Source organism: Eisenbergiella porci, assembly GCF_009696275.1.
Classification (GTDB): domain Bacteria; phylum Bacillota; class Clostridia; order Lachnospirales; family Lachnospiraceae; genus Eisenbergiella; species Eisenbergiella porci.
On sequence record NZ_VUMI01000065.1, the window covers coordinates 1 to 22,979 of the forward strand.

23 protein-coding genes and 3 pseudogenes are annotated in these 22,979 nt (G+C 49.0%); 20 read left to right on the forward strand and 6 right to left on the reverse strand.

The genetic code is table 11. From position 1 onward, the window contains the following. Positions 1–30 precede the first annotated feature (30 nt). The 4 genes and pseudogenes from FYJ45_RS33440 to FYJ45_RS25290 all read left to right on the forward strand — a co-directional run bounded on the left by FYJ45_RS33440 (position 31) and on the right by FYJ45_RS25290 (position 1,381). Positions 31–81 carry a hypothetical protein gene (locus FYJ45_RS33440; RefSeq protein WP_456298388.1) on the forward strand — a complete coding sequence of 17 codons (51 nt, stop codon included), beginning with the start codon at positions 31–33 and terminating at the stop codon, positions 79–81. Positions 82–113: 32 nt separating this feature from the next. Then, a pseudogene (locus tag FYJ45_RS25280) lies at positions 114–704 on the forward strand (VirD4-like conjugal transfer protein, CD1115 family); the annotation flags it as partial. 96 nt (positions 705–800) lie between these two features. Beyond that, a complete protein-coding gene (locus FYJ45_RS25285; RefSeq protein ID WP_154467857.1) occupies positions 801–1,178 on the forward strand; it encodes a TnpV protein in 378 nt (125 codons plus the stop codon). Positions 1,179–1,186: 8 nt separating this feature from the next. Then, positions 1,187–1,381 carry a hypothetical protein gene (locus tag FYJ45_RS25290; RefSeq protein WP_154467858.1) on the forward strand — a complete coding sequence of 65 codons (195 nt, stop codon included), beginning with the start codon at positions 1,187–1,189 and terminating at the stop codon, positions 1,379–1,381. Between the two features lie 51 nt (positions 1,382–1,432). On the opposite strand, the gene FYJ45_RS25295 is transcribed toward FYJ45_RS25290, so the two are convergent. Continuing rightward, positions 1,433–2,281 carry a helix-turn-helix domain-containing protein gene (locus FYJ45_RS25295; protein ID WP_154467860.1) on the reverse strand — a complete coding sequence of 283 codons (849 nt, stop codon included), beginning with the start codon at positions 2,279–2,281 and terminating at the stop codon, positions 1,433–1,435. A gap of 174 nt (positions 2,282–2,455) precedes the next feature. Here FYJ45_RS25295 and FYJ45_RS32425 point away from each other — a divergent pair, with 174 nt between their 5' ends. The 7 genes from FYJ45_RS32425 to FYJ45_RS25325 all read left to right on the forward strand — a co-directional run bounded on the left by FYJ45_RS32425 (position 2,456) and on the right by FYJ45_RS25325 (position 9,092). Then, positions 2,456–2,935 carry a hypothetical protein gene (locus FYJ45_RS32425; protein ID WP_235931013.1) on the forward strand — a complete coding sequence of 160 codons (480 nt, stop codon included), beginning with the start codon at positions 2,456–2,458 and terminating at the stop codon, positions 2,933–2,935. Next, on the forward strand, positions 2,919–3,224 hold the full coding sequence (locus FYJ45_RS25305) for a molecular chaperone (RefSeq protein ID WP_154467864.1): 306 nt from the start codon (positions 2,919–2,921) through the stop codon (positions 3,222–3,224). Before FYJ45_RS32425 ends, FYJ45_RS25305 begins: the two co-directional genes overlap by 17 nt. 443 nt (positions 3,225–3,667) lie before the next feature. Continuing rightward, on the forward strand, positions 3,668–4,912 hold the full coding sequence (locus FYJ45_RS25310) for a hypothetical protein (RefSeq protein ID WP_020990931.1): 1,245 nt from the start codon (positions 3,668–3,670) through the stop codon (positions 4,910–4,912). Between the two features lie 63 nt (positions 4,913–4,975). Then, positions 4,976–5,614: a CHC2 zinc finger domain-containing protein gene (locus tag FYJ45_RS25315; RefSeq protein WP_330588830.1), complete on the forward strand. Its 639-nt coding sequence runs from the start codon at positions 4,976–4,978 to the stop codon at positions 5,612–5,614. Then, positions 5,574–6,932: a virulence-associated E family protein gene (locus tag FYJ45_RS25320; RefSeq protein WP_008978105.1), complete on the forward strand. Its 1,359-nt coding sequence runs from the start codon at positions 5,574–5,576 to the stop codon at positions 6,930–6,932. The genes FYJ45_RS25315 and FYJ45_RS25320 overlap by 41 nt, the downstream gene beginning before the upstream one ends. A gap of 267 nt (positions 6,933–7,199) precedes the next feature. Next, on the forward strand, positions 7,200–7,367 hold the full coding sequence (locus FYJ45_RS29860) for a hypothetical protein (protein WP_195841982.1): 168 nt from the start codon (positions 7,200–7,202) through the stop codon (positions 7,365–7,367). Between the two features lie 72 nt (positions 7,368–7,439). Next, positions 7,440–9,092, forward strand: a complete 1,653-nt coding sequence (locus FYJ45_RS25325) for a recombinase family protein (protein ID WP_154467868.1) — start codon at positions 7,440–7,442, stop codon at positions 9,090–9,092. A 114-nt stretch (positions 9,093–9,206) separates the two neighbouring features. Here the strand turns inward: FYJ45_RS25325 and FYJ45_RS25330 are convergent, their stop codons facing one another. From FYJ45_RS25330 to FYJ45_RS25350, 5 genes are all read right to left on the reverse strand, one after another. Then, entirely contained in the window at positions 9,207–10,961 is a 1,755-nt protein-coding gene (locus tag FYJ45_RS25330) for an ABC transporter ATP-binding protein (protein WP_008978102.1), read from the reverse strand. Next, positions 10,955–14,239, reverse strand: a complete 3,285-nt coding sequence (locus FYJ45_RS25335; RefSeq protein ID WP_008978101.1) for an energy-coupling factor transporter ATPase — start codon at positions 14,237–14,239, stop codon at positions 10,955–10,957. The genes FYJ45_RS25330 and FYJ45_RS25335 overlap by 7 nt, the downstream gene beginning before the upstream one ends. A gap of 11 nt (positions 14,240–14,250) precedes the next feature. Next, a complete protein-coding gene (locus tag FYJ45_RS25340; protein ID WP_020990933.1) occupies positions 14,251–14,952 on the reverse strand; it encodes an energy-coupling factor transporter transmembrane component T in 702 nt (233 codons plus the stop codon). Next, positions 14,952–15,536 (reverse strand): MptD family putative ECF transporter S component, encoded by a 585-nt coding sequence (locus FYJ45_RS25345; RefSeq protein WP_008978099.1) that lies wholly within the window; start codon positions 15,534–15,536, stop codon positions 14,952–14,954. The genes FYJ45_RS25340 and FYJ45_RS25345 overlap by 1 nt, the downstream gene beginning before the upstream one ends. A gap of 183 nt (positions 15,537–15,719) precedes the next feature. Next, the gene (locus FYJ45_RS25350; protein WP_008978098.1) at positions 15,720–16,577 is read right to left on the reverse strand and encodes a helix-turn-helix domain-containing protein; all 858 of its coding nucleotides are present in this window, start codon (positions 16,575–16,577) and stop codon (positions 15,720–15,722) included. 312 nt (positions 16,578–16,889) lie between these two features. Here FYJ45_RS25350 and FYJ45_RS25355 point away from each other — a divergent pair. The 9 genes and pseudogenes from FYJ45_RS25355 to FYJ45_RS25405 all read left to right on the forward strand — a co-directional run. Next, a pseudogene (locus FYJ45_RS25355) lies at positions 16,890–17,135 on the forward strand (VirD4-like conjugal transfer protein, CD1115 family); the annotation flags it as partial. A gap of 216 nt (positions 17,136–17,351) precedes the next feature. Then, positions 17,352–17,474: pseudogene (locus FYJ45_RS25360) on the forward strand (Maff2 family mobile element protein); the annotation flags it as partial. A gap of 166 nt (positions 17,475–17,640) precedes the next feature. Beyond that, the gene (locus tag FYJ45_RS25365) at positions 17,641–18,057 is read left to right on the forward strand and encodes a hypothetical protein (RefSeq protein WP_025482833.1); all 417 of its coding nucleotides are present in this window, start codon (positions 17,641–17,643) and stop codon (positions 18,055–18,057) included. A 1-nt stretch (position 18,058) separates the two neighbouring features. After that, a complete protein-coding gene (locus tag FYJ45_RS25370) occupies positions 18,059–18,268 on the forward strand; it encodes a helix-turn-helix transcriptional regulator (RefSeq protein ID WP_025482835.1) in 210 nt (69 codons plus the stop codon). A gap of 10 nt (positions 18,269–18,278) precedes the next feature. Further along, on the forward strand, positions 18,279–19,532 hold the full coding sequence (locus FYJ45_RS25375; protein ID WP_205491365.1) for an erythromycin esterase family protein: 1,254 nt from the start codon (positions 18,279–18,281) through the stop codon (positions 19,530–19,532). A gap of 152 nt (positions 19,533–19,684) precedes the next feature. Then, positions 19,685–20,128 (forward strand): RNA polymerase sigma factor, encoded by a 444-nt coding sequence (locus tag FYJ45_RS25380; RefSeq protein WP_025482838.1) that lies wholly within the window; start codon positions 19,685–19,687, stop codon positions 20,126–20,128. After that, positions 20,121–20,321: a helix-turn-helix domain-containing protein gene (locus FYJ45_RS25385; RefSeq protein ID WP_025482840.1), complete on the forward strand. Its 201-nt coding sequence runs from the start codon at positions 20,121–20,123 to the stop codon at positions 20,319–20,321. Before FYJ45_RS25380 ends, FYJ45_RS25385 begins: the two co-directional genes overlap by 8 nt. A 561-nt stretch (positions 20,322–20,882) precedes the next feature. Beyond that, positions 20,883–21,281: a plasmid mobilization protein gene (locus FYJ45_RS25400; protein WP_025482842.1), complete on the forward strand. Its 399-nt coding sequence runs from the start codon at positions 20,883–20,885 to the stop codon at positions 21,279–21,281. Beyond that, positions 21,253–22,875 (forward strand): relaxase/mobilization nuclease domain-containing protein, encoded by a 1,623-nt coding sequence (locus FYJ45_RS25405; RefSeq protein ID WP_154467872.1) that lies wholly within the window; start codon positions 21,253–21,255, stop codon positions 22,873–22,875. Before FYJ45_RS25400 ends, FYJ45_RS25405 begins: the two co-directional genes overlap by 29 nt. Positions 22,876–22,979: the final 104 nt, after the last annotated feature.

A 22,979-nucleotide genomic window follows, 5' to 3' on the forward strand; every position in this document is an offset into this window, starting at 1 on the left:
GTCCATTTCAGCGAGACCGCCAAAGAGACGATGGAGGACAAAATCAAGCGTCTGCTCCGTGAAGAAGTCCGCAGAATGTGACTTCTTTGTAAACTTGATTAAAAAGTCCTTGACAATTCGTTTCTGGAAAAACAGCCAAGTCGATCCTGATTTCCTGTGGTGCGCGCCTTGCCGTGTTCGATATTGCCGAACTGCGGGAGGTTACAGCATACGACGAGCTGGAGCTGGATACCCTGGGAGACCGGAAAACGGCCCTGTTCCTCATTATGAGCGACACGGACGATAGCTTTAACTTCCTGATCTCCATGTGCTACACCCAGCTGTTCAACCTGCTCTGCGAAAAGGCGGATGATGTGTACGGTGGGCGGCTTCCGGTCCATGTGCGCTGCCTCATTGACGAGTGTGCCAACATCGGCCAGATTCCCAAACTGGAAAAACTGGTCGCCACCATCCGCAGCCGTGAGATCTCCGCTTGTCTGGTCTTGCAGGCACAGTCCCAGCTGAAAGCCATCTATAAGGACAATGCCGATACCATCATCGGCAACATGGATACCTCCATCTTCCTGGGCGGCAAGGAGCCGACTACCCTCAAGGAGCTGGCCGCTGTGCTGGGAAAGGAGACCATCGACACCTACAACACCGGCGAGAACCGTGGGCGTGAAACTTCCCACTCTCTCAACTACCAGAAGCTCGGCAAAGATATGCCATAATTCATGGTGACGAGTTCAGTTGCCTTGAATTTTACATGAACAGGGACACGATCAACTGGATTCTGAAAAACTGAATACAGGAGGTCGAACATGGAGCATTTATCAAAGAAAATCCACCAAAACGGCATCAGCTACACGCTGGTGGGAGACTACTACATCCCTGACCTGAAGCTGCCGGAGGAAAGCCGCCCCATTGGGCGGTGGGGCCGGATGCATAAATCGTTTCTGCAAGAACACCGGCCCGTCCAGTACAATGAACTGCTTCTGTCAGGAAAACTCTGGGCATATCTTGCTGACCTGAACGAACAGGCCGCTGACCGGCTGGCGTGTATCGTCTCGCAGATGCAGGAGGCGGAGGGCGTCAATGAGGAACTGAAAGCCCATGACCAGCTTGCATGGGTCGGGGCCATGAACAGCATCCGCAGCCGGGCAGAGGAAATTATTCTCGCAGAACTCGTGTACAGATAGGAGGCGCTATGAGATACCGCATTGAACGTACGAAAGGCCAGTATTGCCATTTTGCTAATAGCCGGAAAGAATTGCTTGACTACCTGAAACACGCATCGGCGGGAACGGTCACGGACATCCGCAAGATTTATAAAAGCGGTGTCACGGATTCCGTTATGGAAATATATTTACCATACATCAAAACTACAGAACCCATGAAGTAACAACATCATCTTTAGAGCCACTCACTGGGATTATCCGGCGGGCGGCTCTTTTTACTTCCGCTTACGTCTGGCCTTCCGATTGGGCGGGATAGGGCTGGCCTTTCCTCTCATATTGTTGGGATTTTTGAGCATCTTGGACAGGCTCAGTATCCGCAGGAAGGCTGAGAAATCCTCTGAGGAAATCTTCTCAAAGGGTATCTGTAACTTATCGCAGAATTCATGGATCAGCATTTCCACATCGCTGCCCTGCTGGGCGGCCTGTTCAAATTGTTCCTTGACGTCCTCCAGCGTGGGCTGCGGGTCAGCGGTGGTCTTGTCTTTTAGATGTGCCTCCCGTATGTCCCGGACAATGCTGTCCAGATCGTCATGCAGGACATGGCTGAAAAAGTCGCTTTCCTGTATCTGCCCTAATTCCAGCGTCCGCATATAAAGGTCATTCTCTCCCGGCGCATGGCTGTTGATGACGGTCTGCCGGGTGGCTTCGAGGATCAGGTTCATCTGCTCCACCCGCATATCGGCAATCCGGTCAATGAAGATTTCCATATCGGTCATAAGCCGCTGAAAGTTCGGATGTGTGGCCAGTTCGCAGAGAAGCCGGTTGTTGATCCTGCTGCTACTCAGAAGTTCTACCATATCGTCACTCAGATGCAGAGAGTGAAGCTCTGTATTTGGGTGATTTTTATTTTCGGACAGCCCCATCAGATAGTCAGTGGACACACCATAAAATTCCGCCAGCGTTGCAATCGCAAACGGGCTGATGTCCTTATAATCATCGCTTTCATATTTTCCCAGCGCCGATCTGGACAGCCCCGTCTGCTCCGCCAGCTGTTCCAGCGTCAGGTGCCTGTCCACCACCCGCAGGTCTTTGAGCCGCTCCGGGATTGACAGCTTTGCGTACATCTAAAGCCCCCTCTCGTTATTGTTTTTCAGTGATTACCTTCATTATAGCACGATTCCATAAGCGTGGAAATATGCGGATTTCGAGCGTTTTTCCGACGTTTTGGATATACGGGAAAGAGCCTCTTTTTTCGGTAAACTGGTTCTTGCAGACAGGCACAGAACCTTGAAAATTGAATGACCGGCTGCAAGGGGTATGGCCTCCGGGGAAGTGACGCCAGGACAGAGATCGAGCGCACCAAAGAGGCCGATACGCCGGGAGAAATTCCGGGCAGGAGCGGCTTGCAGGCAGACCGGCGGACAGGAAACAAATTTATCATGCGGGGCGCATGGCTCCGCAGCAAAGAAATTGAGGAAATCATTATGACACTGAGTATGAAAGAAAAGAAGATTCTCTACGCTTACGGCTGTCCCAGCCACCACAATACGGTGACACGGCTGAAATGGCTGACGGCCCTGGCGGTTGACCCGGAGGCCAAATGCCGGATGCTGGGGCTGGCCCGAAAGGTGGAGACGGAGGTGGACGAAAGCTGGTACGAGGCTTTTTACCATCATCTGCGCATGGAGATGGACGAGTACCGCCGTCTCAAGCGCAGCCTGCGTGTGCTGAAATCTTACACTGATTATGAGGAGGATTTATATGAGGAAGCTGTCTAAGTATGAGAAAGAAACCATCATCAACTGGAACGAGGCAGAGAACCTTGCCAGCGTCTACACCTTCAATGCCAGCTTGAAGCGCAGGCTGGCGGAGTTCAGCCGGAAGTACCCGCTGTTGTGCCGGTTGGAGCGCAGCACGCCGGAGGGCAGCGTGACCTATGTGTTGGATAAGTCCCGGCTGTCGATCCGGCTGGTGCCGCCGTACAGCGAGGAACGGAAAGCCACCGCAAGGGAGTACGCAAAGGAGCATGGCTTTCAGGTGGTGGCAGCGGAAGAAAAAATCGCCTGAAATCGGGGCGCTTACGGGAAAAATGACGGGTCTGCACCCGATGTTTTGACCGGCAATCCCCGCAGGCGTATTCCGATCCACTTCCCGCTTATGGGAGCAAATGTGCGGATACGGAGCCGGTGAAACTGGCAAAAACCGCTCCTGCGGTGGAAGCCAGCTTCGCCGGTGCGGGAGTACAGAGGGCAGCCAGCCCTTTGTTGGGGTCGAGGGGCAACGCCCATTGGCAGGTTAAGGGCGGCAGCCATTATCGGGTCAAGGACGAAGTGCCTTGGCGGGTTGAGGGCGGCAGCCCCATCGGGTCAAGGGCGAAGCGCCTTGCCCAGGGAGAGTTGATGCCTGCGTCAACTCGTACTGGGTATTACCTGACGCAAAATTCGCAGGATTTGCGGCTTCGCCGCCCTTCCCCGACCCCGCAGCATCTTCGCAGGAAGGAGGAAATCTGTTTGAAACTGACACGACACAATGGACGCTCCGGCAAGCATGGCACTTACAATCCCCGTCACAATGACCGCCGGTTCGATGTGGAAAACAGCGAACACATTGACGCAGAACGGGCAAGGCAAAATGTCTACTGGGACTGCTACCGGGGCTTTACGACACACGAGTTCCGGGAGAACTCGGAGCAGCCGGATTTCAGCTTTGAGGAAATCGAGCGGATGTACTACTACGAGCATTACGGCGGCCATGTGGAGGCCCAGAACGCCCGGAATGAGAAAACCCGGCACATGGAGCGCAACCGCACCGTGGAGGACTTGCTGAAAAACAACAAGACCTGCCCGGAGGAAAGCATCTACCAGATCGGCACGATGGGAGAATCCGTCCCGCCGGATACGCTCTTTTCCATCGTCAATGAGTTTTATGAGGAATTTGAGCGTCGCTTCGGTTCCCATATCCACATCTTAGACTGGGCGCTCCATCTGGACGAGGGGACGCCCCACATCCATGAGCGGCACGTCTTTGATTGTGAGAACCGCTACGGGGAACTGTGTCCCCAGCAGGAAAAGGCGCTGGAAGAACTGGGCATCCCTCTCCCCAACCCGGAGAAGCCCAAAGGCCGGAACAACAACCGCAAGCAGACCTTTGATGCGGTCTGCCGGACGCTCCTGTTTGACATCGCCAGACGGCATGGGCTGCAGCTGGATCAGGAGCCGTCTTACGGCGGGCGGGACTATCTGGAAAAGCAGGATTATATCCTGATGAAACAGAAGGAGCAGCTTGCGGCGCAGGAGCAGAAGCTGGAAGAACTGACCCTCAGAATCGAGGATGTGGAGACACTGTTAGATGATGTTTCCGATGCGGCTTACGACAAGGCGGTGGAGGTCGTGACCGATACCGTCCGGCAGGAGACGCACAAGGAAGATATTCGTCTGGTGGAGGAATCAAAAAAGTGGGTGCTTTCGCCGGAGCGCAAGGCCTCAAAGAAGGAACGTGAGTATGCCGCCGCCCGGCTGGATGGGGTTATTACCAAAATCAAAAACGCCATGCAGCACGCTCTGGCGAAAATCCAGCGGACGCTGATGCAGCCGGAGGTCAAGCAGGCCGGGAAGGAGCAGATCAAGAAGAAAGCCAAAGAATCCATTATGGATAAGCTGGCAAAGGCAAAGATCAACGCTGACCGGGATAACCGGGAGCGTTGGGAACGTGAGGGGCGGATCGCCCCAAACAAAAAGAACGATATGGAGTTATGAGGCATCTGATTTTCTGCGGAAACCGGATGCCTTTTTCTCTGTCTGGAGGTGAGAAAATCGAATGTGTTTGAAGCGGTGAAGCAGGCTGTCCCCACAAGGCAGGCTGCGGAATCTTATGGGATACAGCTCGGCAGGAACGGGATGGCCTGCTGTCCCTTCCATGATGACAAACATCCCAGCATGAAGGTTGACCGCCGGTTCCACTGCTTCGGCTGTCAGGCGGACGGGGATGTGATTGATTTTACCGCCCGTCTGTTCGGGCTGAACAAGAAAGATGCGGCCTTGAAGCTGGCGGAGGATTTCTCGGTCGGCTTTGACGCTAAAGGCCATGACCCGCCCCGCAGGAAGCCGGTCAAGCGAAAAATCAGCGAGGAACTGCGCTACCGGCAGGCGGAACAGAAATGTTTCCGGGTGTTGTGCGATTACCTGCATCTGCTGGAACGCTGGGAGAAGGAATATGCCCCGCAGACGCCGGAGGAAGCATGGAACCCGCTGTTTGTGGAGGCCCTGCAAAAAAAGCCGTACACGGAGTATCTGCTGGATATTCTGCTGTCCGGCAGTATGGAGGAACGGGCCTGCGTGGTCGCTGAGTATGGAAAAGAGGTGAGGAAGATTGAGCAGCGAATATCAGAGTTTACCGCCAGCCACCCGGCAGGCCGTCATGAGCGCAGCCGAAGCTTTAGCGCCGGAGCAGAGCGTTGACGAGGTGCGGGAAAGCCTTTCTGTCACGGAAAAAGGCCAACCCGCTAACACTATCGGCAACTGCCGGACGGTGTTCTGCCATGACCCGCTGCTGCGGGACGCCATACGGCTGAACCTCCTGACTGACCGGGTGGACATCGTGCGGGATTTGGGCTGGCGCAGGAACACCAGCGCCCTGACGGATACGGACGTGAAGTATCTGCTTCTCTATTTTGAGCAGAACTACGGCCTGACCAGCGAGAAGAAAATGACAGCGGCCCTGTCCATTGTGGCGAATGAAAACTGCTACCATCCCATACAGGACGTACTGAACGGCCTTGTATGGGACGGGACGCCTCGTATCCGATCCTGTCTCCATCACTTCTTAGGTGCAGAGGTCAGCGACTATGTGGAGGAAATGTTAAAGCACTTTCTGCTGGGCGCTATCCGGCGGGTGTTTTCTCCCGGCTCCAAATATGAGGAAATGCTTTGTCTGGTGGGCGGACAGGGGGCTGGCAAGTCCAGCTTCTTCCGTCTGCTTGCGATCCGGGACGAGTGGTTTTCCGATGACCTGAAAAAGCTGGATGATGACCGGGTGTTTTTGAAGTTGCAAGGCCACTGGATCATTGAAATGTCGGAGATGCTGGCGACCAGCAGCGCCAAAAGCATTGAGGAAATCCGCTCGTTTATCAGCCGCCAGAAGGAAACCTACCGCACACCCTATGAGGCCCAGCCCAAAGACCGGCTGCGACAGTGCGTGTTCGGCGGTTCTTCCAACACGCTGGACTTCCTGCCCCTTGACCGGGCCGGGAACCGGCGTTTCCTTCCCATCATGATTTATCCGGAGAATGCGGAGGTTCACATCTTGGAGGACGAGGACGCTTCCAGAGCCTATCTTTTGCAGGTCTGGGCGGAGGCCATGACGGTTTACCGCAGCGGCCACTATTCCATGAAATTCAGCAAGTCCATCCAGAGGCAGCTTGTGGAGGTGCAGAAGGATTTCATGCCGGAGGACACGGAGGCCGGGCAGATACAGGGCTTTCTGGAACACTACACCGGCAGCATGGTCTGCTCCAAACAGCTTTTCAAGGAGGCGCTGGGCCACACCTATGACGAGCCGAAGCGGTGGCAGCTTCACAATATCAACGAGATCATGAACACGGTGGTGACTGGCTGGAAGCCGTTCTCCAATCCGAGGATGTTCGCCGGATACGGCAGGCAGAAGGGCTGGGAGCGGATCGCCTCCGGCAACGAACTGCCCGGCAACGAAGATGGATTTGTGGAGCTGAGTGAGGAAGAATGCCGCCAGATGGAACTTCCGAAGGAGTGGATCGCATAAAACCATCGGCCTGTTGCCGGGGTGGTTGTCACTTGGTTGCCGGGTTCGTTGCCGGGGATTTCCCTGTCTGGATACGGGAAAAGCCTGTAAATAAGGGATATTTTACTATTTATCTTTATCTCCGGCAACGAAAGCAACGAGATTTTTCAAAAAAATTCACAAAGTAAGATTTACAGGCCAGACGGTAGTTTACAGGTTTTTAGAGGTTCGTTGCCGGACTTCGTTGCCGGTGCTGCCGTCCGGCCTGTCTCTCTATGGAGGTAGCCTATGGAAAAAAGCAAGCAGCAAAAAAATAAAGTCCGTTTTATCGTGGTGCGGGAGTTCTCCGGGGAGAAGTCCATGCGGGAAGCCTTTGAGCAGCTCATTGAGCGCCAGACCTGCGAACACTTCGAGGAATGGCGTCATCAGCGGGAAATGGCAGAAAAAGCTGCGTAAAAACGGTTGATTCAGGGACGGGGACATGGTACTATAATGGTATCGTGTCCCTGTTCATAGAAGGAGAACGCTATGAGCAGGAAAAAACAAGTCTATGAAAAAATCACCGCTCTCTACTGCCGTATTTCTCTGGATGACGGCGGCGACAATGAGAGTATGAGCATCAGCAACCAGAAACTCATGCTCCGGGACTTCGCAGAAAAGCATGGGATGTTCCAGTATGAGTATTATGTGGATGACGGCTATACGGGCCGCAACTTCAATCGTCCCTCGTTCCAGTGCATGATCGCTGACATTGAGGCGGGGAAAATCGGCTGCGTCATCACGAAAGACCTATCGAGGCTCGGCAGGAATTATATCGAAGCCGGAAGCTATATCGAAATCTTTTTCCCCAAACACAATGTGCGCTATATCGCCGTCACAGACGGCGTGGACAGCCTGACCCGTCAGGAAATGGACATCACGCCCTTTAAGAATATTCTGAACGATATGTACAGCCGGGATATTTCCAAAAAGGTGCTGGCGGGACGCATGACCCGTTCCAGACAGGGGAAGTTCTGCGGCGGGCAGCCGCCTCTTGGCCTGATGCGCGACCCGGAGGACAAAGGACATCTGATCCTTGACCCGGAAACAGCGCCGGTGATCCGAAAAATCTATGATATGGCACTGGACGGCTGGGGCTGTATGCGGATCGCAAAGCAGCTCATGGATGATAAAATCCCCATCACCAGAGTAAAAAGCAATACAGAATGTGACGTGAACTACTATTCATGGGGGAGCGCAAGGATCAGCCATATCCTGCGGAATCCCTTTTATAAGGGCGCACATCTTGTCTGCCGGACACATCAGAAAGGCATCCGCTCCAACACTTATGACATTATCCCCCGTGAGGAATGGGAGGTCATTGAGGGCTGCCATGAGGCGATTGTGACGCCGGAGGAATGGGAACAGGTGCAGGAAATCATTGACCGCAGGCCAACCATTATGAAAGGCAACGCCTGCCCCTTCTATAACCTGTTCCACGGATTGGTTTACTGCGCCACCTGCGGGAAGTCCATGCAGGTGCGGTATGAAAAGGTCGGCAGAACCGGGAAGAACCGTTTTACCGGCGAGATGCGGGAACCGATTGACAGGGCATACTATATCTGCCAGACCTACAACCGGCTGGGCAAGAACGCCTGTACCAGCCACAAGATTGAGGCCAGAGATTTGTACAATCTGGTGCTGAAGGATATACAGGAATTGGCGGAGCAGGCCATGAAGGACGCCGATGCGTTCTACCAACGGCTCAGCAGCCGGATGGAGCGCCGGTATCTGGTGGACGCTTCCCAGACAGAGAAGGAACGGAAACGGCTGGAAGCCCGGAATCAGGAAATTGACGGGATGTTTTTGAGCCTGTACACCGATAAGGCCAAAGGCGTCCTGACTGAACAGCGGTTCATGAAGCTGACGGCGGCGCTGGAACAGGAGCAGGAAGCCAACCAGAAGCGCCTGCATGATCTGGCGGTGATGCAGAGCCGGGCGGACGCACAGGAAAGCGAAGTCCGAACCTTTATCAAGGAAATCCGGCGCTATGCCGCCATTGAGGAACTGGACGAGTCCGTACTGAACCGACTTATCAGTAAAATCCTGATTGGCGAGGTTAAGAAGGTGGACGGCCAAAAGGTGCAGGAAGTCAGGATCGTTTATAACTTTGTCGGGGAAATCCCGGAGATTGCAGCATAAGAACAGCGAAGCCCTCCCCATGCAGGGGAGGGCCTTTTATTTTGGCTAAATATGTGATGTTCAAATTGCGAATAATTGTTTGAGTATTTAACGCACATGCAAATATCTGCATTTTTATAAGTGTCCGCCTTGTGCTGCAACCAATCGCTGGAACAACCCGTTTTCTTCTAATAATTCTGTTGGCGTTCCCATTTCCACGACCTGTCCGTGATCCAAAACAACAACTTTATCCGCATTTGCAATCGTCCTCATGCGGTGAGCAATCACCAACACAGTTTTTCCTTGCAGCAGTTCTGACAACGCCTGCTGTACAAGGGTTTCATTTTCCGCATCCATAGAAGCGGTGGCCTCGTCCAATATTACAACAGGAGCATCCTTTAAGATTGCCCTGGCAATCGAAATACGCTGTCTCTCACCGCCGGAAAGAATGCACCCATTTTCTCCGATATCGCTTTGATAGCCTTCTGGTAGCCGTGATACGAACTCCTCGCATTGCGCGGCTCTTGCCGCCGCCAGCACTTCCTCATCGGTGGCATTCTGCCGCCCCAGCCGGATATTTTCCATGACGGATTGATCAAACAAAGTAACTTCCTGGAACACAATCGAATAATTTTTGAACAGCGTTTCAGGCTCTACTGTAGTAACGTCCACACCGCCTAATAAAACCCTGCCGGAATCAGCATCCCAAAATCTTGCCGCCAGCCGGGAAACGGTAGATTTTCCGCCGCCTGACGGGCCTACCAGCGCAGTAATCTCACCCTGCTTTGCCACAAAGGAAACACCATTCAGGACACGCTCGCCATGTCTGCCAGAAACAGCCGTATCCTCCAAATCTGCATGATAGGTAAACACAACATCCTGAAATTCAATATCATATCCCTGATTATTGCAGACAGGCTGCCCGCCCTGCTCCTTGATAGCCTCCATTTGTTTTGTCCGTTTAATACTGACAAGAGATAAGATCATTTCCGCCATCAGCATGAACGATGAACTAAATGGCTCATATACACGCCCGGCTATAACAAGATATAAAATAAACATGGTAACCGAAAGGCTTCCATCCACAACCATCAGACCACCTGCAAGCAATACCGCCACAATCCCAAACCGTAAGAAAAATTGTGCTAATGTCACGGCGATTCCGGGGGCCAGCTCATTTTGGAACGCACAAGACACAACATGCTCTAACTTTTTGTCCACATCCTCAAGATATGCTTTTTCAAGTCCGTCCGAGCGCAGTTCTTTCATCACATCTAAATACTCCTGCACACTGTCATATGCGGCTCGATGCGCATCCAGATTCCGTTCTTCTGCTTTTATTTGTTTTTTTCGTGCGGCAAGCACTACAAGTGCAGAAATTGGAACCGGAAGGATAATACACAATCCCATACGCCAGTCAATCACCAGCAATCCGCAGGAAATAATGATAAACATGATGACAGTTCCCAAAAAGCCGGGTACCGCATTTGAAAACATGCGTTCCAATTTTGAGCAATCCCCCATCATCGTTGTTGTCAAATCGGATAGATCTCTTTGACCAAAGAAAGACAACGGCAGACGACGCATTTTTTCAGCAAGGGACATCCGGCGCTCAGCGCTTTCCTCATATGCCACCTTATAGGTCAAGTTGTATTGAACCCACTGAGTGACAAAGATAAGCGCAGTCAAAAAAGCACATAATAAAAGGATAAACGGAATATTTAATTCTGCGCCGCCACGACCGACCGTTTTATCAATCAACGCCATTGTCACAGTCATCAGCAAGGAAACAGGCAGCATGACACAGAGATGCGCCACCGCTGTCGCAACGATACCTTTTTTTAAATCCCGTGTGCCTTTGTCACTGAGAGCAAGCGTTTCTTTTAGCATGATCGCACCTCCTTTGCAATTTTCCACGAAATAGACTGATTATAATTCTCCCACATATGGGCATATTCTCCGTGCAGTTCCAACAATGTTTCATGTGTTCCCCGCTCTACAATGTTTCCTTCTTTCATTACTAAAATCTGATCCGCATTTTGTACGGTACTCAAACGATGCGCAACCATAATAACTGTTTTCCCCTTTTGCAGTTCCGTGAGAGCTTTCTGGAGCTGTACCTCGTTTTCTGGATCAGCGAATGCTGTGGCTTCATCTAATACAAGGATAGGCGCATTTTTTAGTATTGCTCTGGCAATAGCAATCCGTTGTACCTCGCCACCGGACAAGTATACGCCCTTTTTCCCGACTACACTGTCAAGACCATCCGGCAGTTTTTTTAAAATATCATCACATTGAGCCAGATGTGCCGCACGAAGAATTGCATCCCTGTCTGCATCATGACAACCGCCGCGAATATTATCCTCAAGCGTTGCTTTCCGTAATTTGGGATTCTGGAATACGAAAGCGACCTGCTTCATCAGAGATTCCCTCTCAATCTGATTCAGCGACGTTCCTCCGATCATGATGCTTCCTTCCTGTGTATCGTAAAAACGGGGAATCAAGCTGGCAATGGTTGTCTTTCCGGAGCCTGAGTGCCCTACTAACGCAGTTGTAGTACCAGCCCGGGCAATAAAGCTAATATCAGTGATTGCAGGTGCTTCACCTGTGGGATAGGTAAATGTCACATGTTCAAAACAAATATCTCCGCTCTGCGGTTTTACAGGCTGCATTGGCTGTTTTTGCGGTTTCGCCAGAAGTATGGTATCTATTCTTCTCATAGATTCTACTGCCTGCATTTTATAGTTGCTCATATACATAATTTTGTTGAGCATAGAAGCGCAGGCCGGAGCGAACGCCAGATAAAACAGGAATTTTCCTGCAAAAGCAACGGTATCACCTGAAAACGTCATCCCTATTAGCGCTGCCGGGACAAGTACCAAAAAAGAGGAGTTTACAATCGTATTAAATCCGACATATCCCGGTTTGCACGCCATTGTAAAAGCAAGAGCGTCATCACGGTATGCAGTAATTGCGTCCCGGAATTTTCTTATGGAATAGGCGGATTGTCCAAAAACCTTGATAACCGATATTCCCCGTACAAATTCCACCGCCTCGTGGTTCATTTCTTCCTGTGCGTCCTGATACCGTTTCATAAAGCTCATGGTTTTTTCGCCCATCATGGTCATCTGGCAGGCAAAACCGGCAATCAGAAGCAGAATCAATGGCAAGCCAATTCGCCAGTCAATCGCAAGCATTAATATAAGCCCGACAACTGTTGTTACCTGTGCGCCCACAAGATCGGGCATCTGATGTGCCAGATAGCCTTCCACCTGAGCGCTGTTCTCATCAATAATCTTCCTTAATTTTCCGCCGGGATTTTCTTCAAAATAACCCAACGGCATTTCAGAAAGATGACGAAGCACTGCCATTTTCAGATTCTTTTCTGTATGGAATGCTCCAACATGGGAGCAGAGAAGCGCAATGAAGTTGACAGCTAACCCAGCCAGCTCGAACACAAGCGCCCATATCCCCCATTGCAGCATATGTACTGTGTCGTATCCGCTGCCCGACATACCAACGAGTAATTCTCTTGCAGCAAAATAAATACACAGGAAGGGTGCCAGTAATAACAAAGAACTAAATCCTGCCAATATCTGAGACACACTGAAAAGTCCTCTGTATTTTCCGGAGAATTCAAGCAGCCGCGGGATTCCTGTTTTTAACGGTTTTTCTGTTTGTGAATTTTCTCCAAACACCTTTTTCATATAAAGTATCCCCCTTTCATCCAATTTCGTAAATTTTTTTATTTCGCCTGAATGGATATGAAGAATATGCGTAGCGCAGCGCAGGATCAGTTCCGGATCATGCGTGATCATCATACTGCAAAAAGCCTTTTCGTTTGCTTCCCGGATCATTTTTGCGGTTCTCATCAGATTGCTACCATCCTGTCCGCTTGTGGGTTCGTCATACAGCATAATTTTTCGATTCATGCATAATGCAACACCAAGAGAAAGCCGCTGCTGTTGACCGCCTGACAGAGCACCCGGATGGCGTTTTCCCAATCCTGCCAGCCCTATTTTTTCCAAAACATCTGCTGCTTCAGTCTCTGTAATCGTTCCATTATTCAGCATCAGTTCGCCCAGTACGGAATCACTGAACAACTGATGACCGGGCTCCTGCATTACCAGATAAGTTTGCTCCGACAGCTTTTTATTTGGAATTCGTTCTCCATTGATCCGCACGGTTCCATGATGCTTTAGCAGTCCGCAAAGACAAAGCGCAAATGTTGATTTTCCTGCACCATTTTCTCCAATAACCGCTACGATTGCCCCTTTGGGAATCGCCAATCTGTTTATATCCAATACTTGCTTCATTTGACGTGAAAACTGAAGCCCCTCTATTTCAAGAAAAGCTGTTTCATCCAAGTCATTCTTCTGCTTGATCGTGTGTCTCCCCGTATTCCAGATCTGTTCAGGGCGTACTGCTCGTAAGCCTGCCTGCTCAAGCTTTCGGGATGATAGCGTCAGGATTTCATCCCCTGTAAATTCATGTTCTATCTGTCCGTCATTCAACAGAACATACCTGTCTGCAATATCTTCCAAATACCATAAACGGTGTTCGGAGATTAGAATCGTCTTTCCTTCGTCCTTCATGGTTCTGATCAGGTCTTGCAGCTTTCGGATGCTTTCCATGTCCAGATTTGAGGATGGTTCATCCATAACGATGACCGCAGGCATAGAGGCATACACGGAACCACATGCAATTTGCTGCTTTTCCCCACCGGATAGTTGAAAAATATCTCGATCCATCAAAGCCTGTATATCCAACTTCCAGGCAGTTTCCTTTAAGCGTTCTACCATTTTGTCATGCGGGACATTCAAATTTTCCATATTGAACGCCATTTCTCCGGTCGTATCCAGATGGAAAAACTGCGTCCTTGGATTCTGAAACACGCTGCCTGCAACGGCGGCAATCTGAGGAAGAGACGCCTCCTTTATATTGACGTTTCCAACAGTAATGTCTCCCTCCAGACATCCTTGATAAAAATGAGGAACAAGACCATTGACCATGCGTAGCATTGTCGTTTTCCCGCATCCGCTTTTGCCGCATAATACGATACATTCGCCACGTTCTGCATGAAAATGAATATGCCGGAGAACCGGTGGTTCTGATCCGTCTGAAATACTGCCTTGATATGTAAAGCTGACATCATCAAAGGTAATCATAGTTCCCTCCTTCAAACAATCAGGTTCCATGCCAATATTCCGGCAGATACGACAACGATGCACCAGTCCAGAAATGACAATTTTACCTCTATGTAGCTGCTGCGGCGTGTGTCACGGTCAAATCCTCTTGCCATCACAGCGGCTGACATTTCGTCCACCACAACGGAGCTTTGCATCAAAAAAGGAACCATCATATACTCCAGCATATGGATAGGCCGAGTAAAAACGTTGTGCCAGTTCCATGCCAGCCCCCTCAAGCGGAGCGCTTGATTTACCATTTGCCATTCTTCCTGAATCGTGGGAACAAAACGAAACATTACTGCCAGTGGTATCACAATCTCGGACGGCATATGCATTTTGGTCAGTGCGGATATATATGCTCCAATTTTTGTCGTCCTTGTAACAAGATAAAAGGACGCAAACAGGGGAAGAATAAAACGCAAAACATGGCAGATGGATGTCGTAATGTTCCTTGATACACCGGTTAAATGCGGTACAACATACAAATCCGAAAGTAGCATGGCAAGAAAGAGAACACTGATATAAAATGCCCGTTTCCATTTGCGGCAAAGAAGCAAGGTAACCACGCATAATGCAAGCAACGATATTTCCTGTATGTACGACAAGCCCGAAAAAACCGAGAAGCAAACTGCGACAAAGACTGCAAGCTTGCTCCTCGGATCTAACATGCCAGTCGGATTACTCCGCGCCATCACGCAGTAATTCCCGCTTTCTCAAAATGCTTTTTCAGAATGCGCTTTCCAAGGAGACCACCCAGAAGACCGCCGATCAGCGCAAATGCGATCAGAACCACAACAATCCAATTAGGCGTCAGGGTGTTCAATGTTGCAGCATAATCTGCACCATAATAGGTTGCACAATTTTCAAGAAACGCTTCCTTTGCGAGGATAATCGCAAAAAACGGGCCCATTGAAGTCATGTTGAATACAACATAGCTTGCAGCCAGCATACCGGCAGATTTTCTCTCTTTCCTGGAAGCAATCACTTCCGCAAGGATTCCCCAGATAACGGAAAACAGCAGCGGATAAAATGTTGACATAGAAGTAATCAGTCCCACCAACACAGCCAATATCAAGATTGCGCCTTTCTTTTGAACCTTTGTCGCATACAGCATATATACTGTACCCAGAACGATGCCGGCAATCAGTGGAGTTGCTAAAAAGAGAACCGGAACAATGGGCAGAACCAATGATGACAGGACGGTCAGGATTACCAGATAAATCGCGCCGAAAGCTCCTGCGGCAATTAAATCTTTTGTCGTAAGTTTTGTTTTCATATAGATACCTACCTTTTCATTATTATTGGTTAGTTGTTGCTAACTCCTGCATTATAGCAATTATCCCGATTTACTTCTACTCTAAAAAGCCGAAAAATTGCAAAAATGCTCCAAAAAGCCAAAAAGTGACGCTATCAAAAGACAGCATCACCGAATCTTTCGTTCCTATTGATTTTGCTTTGGCTACACCGTATTACTTGATTTTTGCGTCTTACGATAGGCTTTGGGTTTACATCCGATCACGGCGTAAAATGCTTCTGAAAACTTGCTTGGATTCTCATACCCCATCATTAGTGCAATCTCACTGATTTTCTGATCAGTCTGACGCAGCAGCTGCGCAGCCTGATGCATTTTGTAATTCCGCAAATACGCATAAGGAGATTCTCCATACACTTGCCGAAAGCCATCTTTCAGCTGCGTCAGGCTTAAACCATGCTCCAAAGCCAACTCCTTCAAATTTGTTCTCTGCGTCATGTCCTGCAGTAAATGCTCTTTTACATGTTTAATACGCTCCACAGTTGCCCCTGAAAGATACTCCCGATTTTCTTCAAAAACAATTTGCTTTGACTGAAAATGATAAAGCAGCTCCAACACCTTTAATCTCAAAAATGGCAACGATGGATGCGGAAGTGTCAAATGTGCATATAACTCCTGATATACATGCTCTATTTCCGCATTCCAGCGATATACATGGCATTCTGTATTGAGAGAATATTTTTCAACTATTTTCTCTGCGCTGATTTGAAAAGCCTGTAATTCGTGTCCCCTTTTCATGATTTCCGGAAAAAGCAGAATGGTAGAGCCGTAAAAATATTTTAAAGGAAAAGAAGAAGCAACCGGAGGATGCAGTTGACTGTTAATCGCAATATCTCCTTCTCCTAAATAGATATAGCTCTTATTATCGAAAGCGCACTCATATCTACCTTTTTCGCAATGATTAATTCCAATCACATTTTCTTTTCCGCTTCCACGAAAACAGCTTTCGATAGCAAAATCAACCACCATTAACTGTACGCCCGAAAAAATATCATATACCCACATATCAGCAGGGGCATCGCCCGCCTGATAATCTACATAAGTAATAAAAGGTTCCTTGCCCGGAATTTTCTTATCTTGCTTTAAATATTGAAGTTCTGTCGTAGCTGATACACCTCCAGATGACGCTTTTATATGGTTAGCGGCAACTAATCATAGTTTACAATACGGGGACATAAAAGTCAATTTGAACACAGAAAAGTTCCTTATGAAGAAAGCAAAAGAAAATTTATCTACACTGGAATCGACAGTGATTTATTTTTCTTTGTGGAGAAGATGGCTGTATGTTTATTTTCTTAATTCATCACTTGACATTGTGGCAAAGAGCTTATGAGCCAGGATGAACTGGCCGTTATGGACGGCGGCAAGTGCATCCTCCAGCTGCGTGGTGTTCGCCCGTTTTTGTCGGACAAGTACGACATCACTAAGCACCCCAATTACCCGTACACCGCCGACGCGGACCCCAAGAACGCCTTTGACATTGAGGCGTTTCTGTCCGCCCGGCTGAAACTCAAGCCCAACGAAATCTACGACGTGTACGAAGTAGACGCGGAGGGCGCGTAAATCTGTTCCGCTGTGAAAGGAGTGATCGTATCTACCCGCCTCAACCGCCCCGGATGGGGTCATTGGCGTACAAAGCGGACAATCACCAAAAAATAATGAAAAAAGGAGGACAGCCGGAATCAGCCCCCGGAAACCGGGCGGCAGATTGCTCCGGCTTTTGTATGCCTATGAATGACTAAATCAAACTTTTCAAATGATTCCGGCTAACTATAATTTATGGAATTTTTTACTCAGGCTATCACTGTGCTGAAAACTCTCGTTATCGCTCTGGGCGCTGGTCTCGGTATCTGGGGTGTCATCAACCTCCTCGAAGGCTACGGAAATGATAATCCCGGTGCCAATGTTCATGTGCGGTAAAGTAACACACAAGAATTTGATTGACGGCAGCCCCTATTCCGAAAAATGAAAGTTAAAAATATTTCACTTTCACTATTGACATACGCAAATAGGAGTGATATATTTATAACATCGAAAGTGCGAAATATATAACACAGAGGAAAGAAATATGAATAAAAAAGTATCTTTAAGAGAAATTGTTGGAACAAAAATAATCTACGCAATCATTCTTGTATCTTACTACTGGATGTGGGCAAGAACAGATTGGAAAGACTGGTATCCAACTTTACAGCTTGTACTTGGCTGTTTCCTTGCTGCCTTTTTTGCATTTCAGCAAATGAGAATTAAGAAATACAAAAAGGAAGGTGTTGATGAAATGGCAGAGCGAAACTTGAAACGGTGTGACTCATTTTGTTTGAAGATTTTTGTTGCTGTTATGGTTGTAGTTGCTTGGGGCTGTGCTATTCTTGGTCATGTTAATGCTATCAATATGGGAATGATTGGGTGGATTATTGTTTTGTCTATTTTGATTTTATCTATCATTCGGACATTGATGTTTGTGATTATAGACAGCAAGGGGGTATGATATGGCTCTTGTTACAAAAATTAAAGAATATCGTGAGCAGGCAGGATATAAACAAAGCGAACTTGCAGAGCTTGTTGGTGCGAGACGAGAAACAATCGTTCACCTTGAAAATGGCAGATATAATCCGTCCCTTAAATTAGCTATGGATATTGCAAAAGTATTCCATGTGACTGTTGAGGACTTGTTTAAATTTGTTGATGAAGAAAAATGAGGTATCTATTATGAAGCTGAAAAGAATATTTAATTTGTGTCTTTCGACAGCAATTTGTTTTATCCTTTTTACTGGGTGTGGGAATACAAAATCATCTATATCAGCAGATCTATCTTATACACAATCTGACATAGGGACAATTTCTGTATCTTCTGATGTGCAGATTGTAGGGCTGGGAGAAGCAAGTCATGGTGTGGCGCAGTATCATCAAATGAAATTAGATGTATTCAAAGCTCTGGTAGAGAATAATGGTTGCCACACTTTCATCATAGAGGGAGATTTTGGCGGAGCGCTCAAAGTAGACCAGTATATCAATGGCGGTAATGGAACTGCTGAAGAAGTCGTTGCAGAAATAGGATTTGCCATTTATCGTACACAGGAAATGGCTGATTTGGTAGACTGGATGCGTTCCTACAATGAAACTGTTTCGGAAAAAGAAGCATTGCATTTTTATGGTATGGATGTACAGCGGTTTGATAATAACAAGGAATATCTGTTTTCTGTTATCGACCAAACTCATCCGGAATTAAGCGCAGAATATTCAGAAGTGTTTGCACAACTTACAGACGAGAACAGAAATTCCTTAGATGAAGCGGCGTTGAATAGCGCAAAGGAGAGCGTTTCAGAATTTATTGAAAAACTGGACACTGTTGAAACCGATATTGTAGACAGTTTAGGTCAGCCGGCTTTTGATTTTGCAAAAGAATGTGCAAAAACTATTTATGCCTGTTGTGAGGTACAGCTAAGTGATAACTACAACGCTACCCGTGACCAGTATATGTATGAAAAGGTAGAGTGGTTTTTACAGCATGGCGATAATACCGTTCTATTTATCAATGGTCATAATGGTCACATCGGTAAAAGCTCTGTTGCAGGATATACCTGTTTGGGAGAATTACTTTCAGACAATCTTGGTAACGGATACTATTCGATAGGAACAGACGCACAGGAAACGCAGTTTAACTCTCAAAAGGGCAATGGAGAGTTTGAGGTTTTGGAAGTTAGTAACTCAAATGATTTGAATAATCAGTTCTCCAATGCAGATAATGGTCAGTATTTTATTGATTTTGCAAGTGCAACTTCTGATGAAGTGTGGGAGCAGATTTTGAGCAGCAAACAGTCAATTACCACACTTAATGTTAGTTTGTCCGGTATGCAGAAAATGTTAAAGTCAGCATATACAGTAACGATTACTCCGCAAGACATCTTTGACAGTATGATTGTTTTTCAGTCTGTTACGCCGTCAACGATACTTAGCGAGTAAAGATAGCAAATCCAGCCGAGCCGGTCAACGGCAAGTGAATGGGCTGCGCCCACCGTTGACAGCCCCGCCTGTCCTTGCTGGTGGGTAATCAAGGGGCGACAGCAAAAAAGTGCTGCCGCCCTTTCCCATAATCGAAGAAAGGGGGATTTTCCATGACTGAATACGAAGCCTATCAAGAACATATCCGCTATACCCATGATACCTATTGCCGGATTGTTATTCGTCATGCGTCCTTTGACGCTGCCCGTATGCTGGCGGCGAGGTGGAAACGGGAAATCTCCCTTGAATATTTGACCGAAGAAAAGTTTGTCCCACTAAGCACCACAGACGAGTATTTTCAAGTGCCGGACTATGGCGAAACTTATCCGTTCTCTGTCCGGGGGCAGACGATATTTTTAGATAGCTGCTCCCTTGTGGCTGCTCTTGCCCGATTGCCGGAACAGACGCAGGAAGAAATCTTTTTGTATTACTTCCAGCACTTGACGCAGAAAGAAATCGGAGAACAAAGCGGCTGGACACGCAGCACAATCGGGCGGCATATTCAGCTTGCCTTGAAGCGGCTGAAAAAGGAAATGGAGGTGTTGTCCCATGAGTAACCGACTTCTCCCCTATGACACGATAATAAAGGCACATGAGGACGACCCCATAGCGATACAGGCTGTCCTTGACCGCTATGCCGGATATATCCGCTATTTCTCCAAAATGAACGGCTATTATAATTCTGATATGGAGGATTACATCAGAACAAAGCTGATTGAAAGCCTGTTCAAGTTCCGGCTTGACCGATAACATAAAAACTGAATATCCCGCCGCCCCGCAGCGGCACACAAAGCAGTAAATCCGAAAAAGATTTGCTGCTTTTTTTGCGCCCATTTTTGGCAAATTTCCAAAAGTTCCGTATTAGATAGTGAAGTCAAAAAAGGCTGCCGTTTTTTTCAGACAGCGGGCCAAATGCAGCTTCCGAAACGCCTTATTGTCGGGAAAGACCGAGCCGCCGGAAAAGTTCTTGCCGGAAAGTTCGTCCATTCTGCTCTTTTGTGGTTTGTAGGGAGTAAGGGGGAGAATGCCAGCCTGCAGCCTTTTATAAAAAAGCTGGTTATAGATTTCCCGAAAAAGTGGCAGTAGCAAGTGAGGGCAATCCGGTAGCCTTTTATAAAAAAGTTGGTTGCGATTTTCTGAAAAAGTGGCAGTAGGAAGTGAACGGCAGTCTGGCAGTTTCTTAGAGCAAGATTCTACCACGGTGCCAAAATCCGCATATCTGCGGTTTTTCCCCTTTGGTAAATCTTGTTGGGGAGTGCCTTCCCCAAACCCTGCTCATGCGCCCTGTCGGGCGAGAAAGGAGGTCAACGCTTGAAGAAAAAATACAACACGCCCCACCGCAGCCATGTGGTCAAAACCCGCATGACCGAGGAAGAATATGCCGACTTCACCGAGCGGCTGAAACACTATGACATGAGCCAAGCCGAGTTTATCCGGCAAGCCATTACACGGGCGACCATTCGCCCCATCGTTACCGTTTCCCCGGTCAATGATGAACTGCTGTCCGCCGTTGGCAGGCTGACCGCTGAATACGGAAAAATCGGCGGCAACCTCAATCAGATTGCCCGCGCCCTCAATGAGTACGGCACACCATACAACGCCCTGTCCGTTGAAGTCCGCGCCGCCATTTCTGACCTTGCCGCCTTGAAGTTTGAAGTCTTGCGAAAGGTAGGTGACGCTGTTGGCAACATTCAAACATATCAGCTCTAAAAATGCGGATTATGGCGCAGCCGAGCAGTACCTCACCTTTGAACATGATGAGTTTACCATGAAGCCCACCCTTGATGAAAGCGGGCGGCTCATGCTCCGGGAGGACTACCGAATAGCAACGCTGAACTGCGGCGGCGAGGATTTTGCCGTTGCCTGTATGCGCTCCAATCTCCGCTATGGGAAAAACCAGAAGCGGGAAGATGTGAAAAGCCACCACTACATTATCAGCTTTGACCCACGGGACGCAGTAGACAACGGCTTGACCGTAGACCGGGCGCAGGCGCTGGGCGAGGAATTTTGCCGGAAACAGTTTCCCGGACACCAAGCCATTGTCTGCACCCACCCGGACGGACACAATCACAGCGGCAATATCCATGTGCATATTGTTATCAATTCTCTGCGGATAGCGGAAGTTCCGTTCCTGCCCTACATGGACAGACCGGCAGACACCCGCGCCGGGTGCAAACACCGCTGCACAGACGCAGCGATGGAATACTTCAAAGCCGAAGTCATGGAACTGTGCCACCGGGAAAATCTCTATCAAATCGACCTTTTGCATGGCAGCAAGAACCGCATTACCGAGCGTGAGTATTGGGCGCAGCGGAAAGGACAGGCAAAGCTGGACAAGGAAGCTGCCGCCTTGCCAGCCGGAGAACAGCCAGCCAAGCCCACGAAGTTTGAAACAGACAAGGAAAAATTGCGGCAGACCATACGCGCCGCGCTGTCCTCTGCCGCCAGCTATGACGAGTTCGCCGCCGTTCTCTTGCAACAGGGCGTAACTGTCAAGGAGAGCCGAGGGCGGCTATCCTACCTCACGCCGGACAGGACAAAGCCCATTACCGCCCGCAAGCTTGGCGATGATTTTGACCGCACTGCCGTTCTTGCCCTTTTGGAACAGAACGCCCACAGAGCCGCCAAGCAGACCGCAGCCGTACCCGAATACCCTCGCAGCATAAGGGAGCGTTTGCAGGGCAAAAAAGCTGTTCAAACCACCCCGAAAAAGGACGGTATTCAGCGCATGGTTGACCGGGCAACAAAGCGAGCCGAGGGAAAAGGCGTGGGCTATGACCGCTGGGCGGCAAAGCACAACCTAAAGCAAATGGCAGCTACCGTTACCGCCTATCAGCAGTATGGATTTTCTTCCCCGGAGGAACTGGACGAAGCCTGTTCTGCCGCTTATACCGCCATGCAGGAAAGCCTTGCAGAGCTAAAGCAGGTGGAAAAGACGCTAAACGGGAAAAAGGAGCTGCAACGGCAGGTGCTTGCCTATTCCAAGACCCGCCCTGTCCGGGACGGGCTGAAACAGCAGAAAAACGCCAAAGCAAAAGCAGCCTACCGTCAGAAGCACGAAAGCGACTTTATCATAGCAGACGCAGCCGCCCGTTATTTCAGAGAGAACGGCATTTCCAAGCTGCCGAGCTATAAATCCCTGCAAGCAGAGATTGAAAGCCTTATCAAAGAGAAAAACAGCGGCTACAACGATTACCGGGCAAAACGGGAGGAATACCGCCGCTTACAGACTGTCAAGGGCAATATCGACCAGATTTTACGCCGGGAGCGCAAGCCTGTGAAAAGGCAGGAACAGGAGCGATAAAAACCACCCCAAAATGTACCCGAACCCATACAGAACAAGGGGGCTGCCCCGTACCCTATCCCCAATACCAAAGGATTTTTTGACGGGCTTACAGGGCAGAAAAA

Excerpts from the sequence above, each read along its gene's own strand:
- FYJ45_RS29860 (WP_195841982.1), top strand. The coding sequence starts at position 7,200 with ATGGAAAAAAGCAAGCAGCAAAAAAATAAAGTCCGTTTTATCGTGGTG.
- FYJ45_RS25345 (WP_008978099.1), bottom strand. The coding sequence starts at position 15,536 with ATGAAAACAAAACTTACGACAAAAGATTTAATTGCCGCAGGAGCTTTC.
- FYJ45_RS25285 (WP_154467857.1), top strand. The coding sequence starts at position 801 with ATGGAGCATTTATCAAAGAAAATCCACCAAAACGGCATCAGCTACACG.
- FYJ45_RS25340 (WP_020990933.1), bottom strand. The coding sequence starts at position 14,952 with ATGGCGCGGAGTAATCCGACTGGCATGTTAGATCCGAGGAGCAAGCTT.
- FYJ45_RS25290 (WP_154467858.1), top strand. The coding sequence starts at position 1,187 with ATGAGATACCGCATTGAACGTACGAAAGGCCAGTATTGCCATTTTGCT.
- FYJ45_RS25325 (WP_154467868.1), top strand. The coding sequence starts at position 7,440 with ATGAGCAGGAAAAAACAAGTCTATGAAAAAATCACCGCTCTCTACTGC.
- FYJ45_RS25305 (WP_154467864.1), top strand. The coding sequence starts at position 2,919 with ATGAGGAAGCTGTCTAAGTATGAGAAAGAAACCATCATCAACTGGAAC.
- FYJ45_RS25385 (WP_025482840.1), top strand. The coding sequence starts at position 20,121 with ATGAGTAACCGACTTCTCCCCTATGACACGATAATAAAGGCACATGAG.
- FYJ45_RS25330 (WP_008978102.1), bottom strand. The coding sequence starts at position 10,961 with ATGCTAAAAGAAACGCTTGCTCTCAGTGACAAAGGCACACGGGATTTA.
- FYJ45_RS25295 (WP_154467860.1), bottom strand. The coding sequence starts at position 2,281 with ATGTACGCAAAGCTGTCAATCCCGGAGCGGCTCAAAGACCTGCGGGTG.
- FYJ45_RS25365 (WP_025482833.1), top strand. The coding sequence starts at position 17,641 with ATGAATAAAAAAGTATCTTTAAGAGAAATTGTTGGAACAAAAATAATC.
- FYJ45_RS32425 (WP_235931013.1), top strand. The coding sequence starts at position 2,456 with ATGACCGGCTGCAAGGGGTATGGCCTCCGGGGAAGTGACGCCAGGACA.
- FYJ45_RS25335 (WP_008978101.1), bottom strand. The coding sequence starts at position 14,239 with ATGATTACCTTTGATGATGTCAGCTTTACATATCAAGGCAGTATTTCA.
- FYJ45_RS25350 (WP_008978098.1), bottom strand. The coding sequence starts at position 16,577 with ATGTGGGTATATGATATTTTTTCGGGCGTACAGTTAATGGTGGTTGAT.
- FYJ45_RS25380 (WP_025482838.1), top strand. The coding sequence starts at position 19,685 with ATGACTGAATACGAAGCCTATCAAGAACATATCCGCTATACCCATGAT.
- FYJ45_RS25320 (WP_008978105.1), top strand. The coding sequence starts at position 5,574 with ATGAGCGCAGCCGAAGCTTTAGCGCCGGAGCAGAGCGTTGACGAGGTG.
- FYJ45_RS25370 (WP_025482835.1), top strand. The coding sequence starts at position 18,059 with ATGGCTCTTGTTACAAAAATTAAAGAATATCGTGAGCAGGCAGGATAT.
- FYJ45_RS25375 (WP_205491365.1), top strand. The coding sequence starts at position 18,279 with ATGAAGCTGAAAAGAATATTTAATTTGTGTCTTTCGACAGCAATTTGT.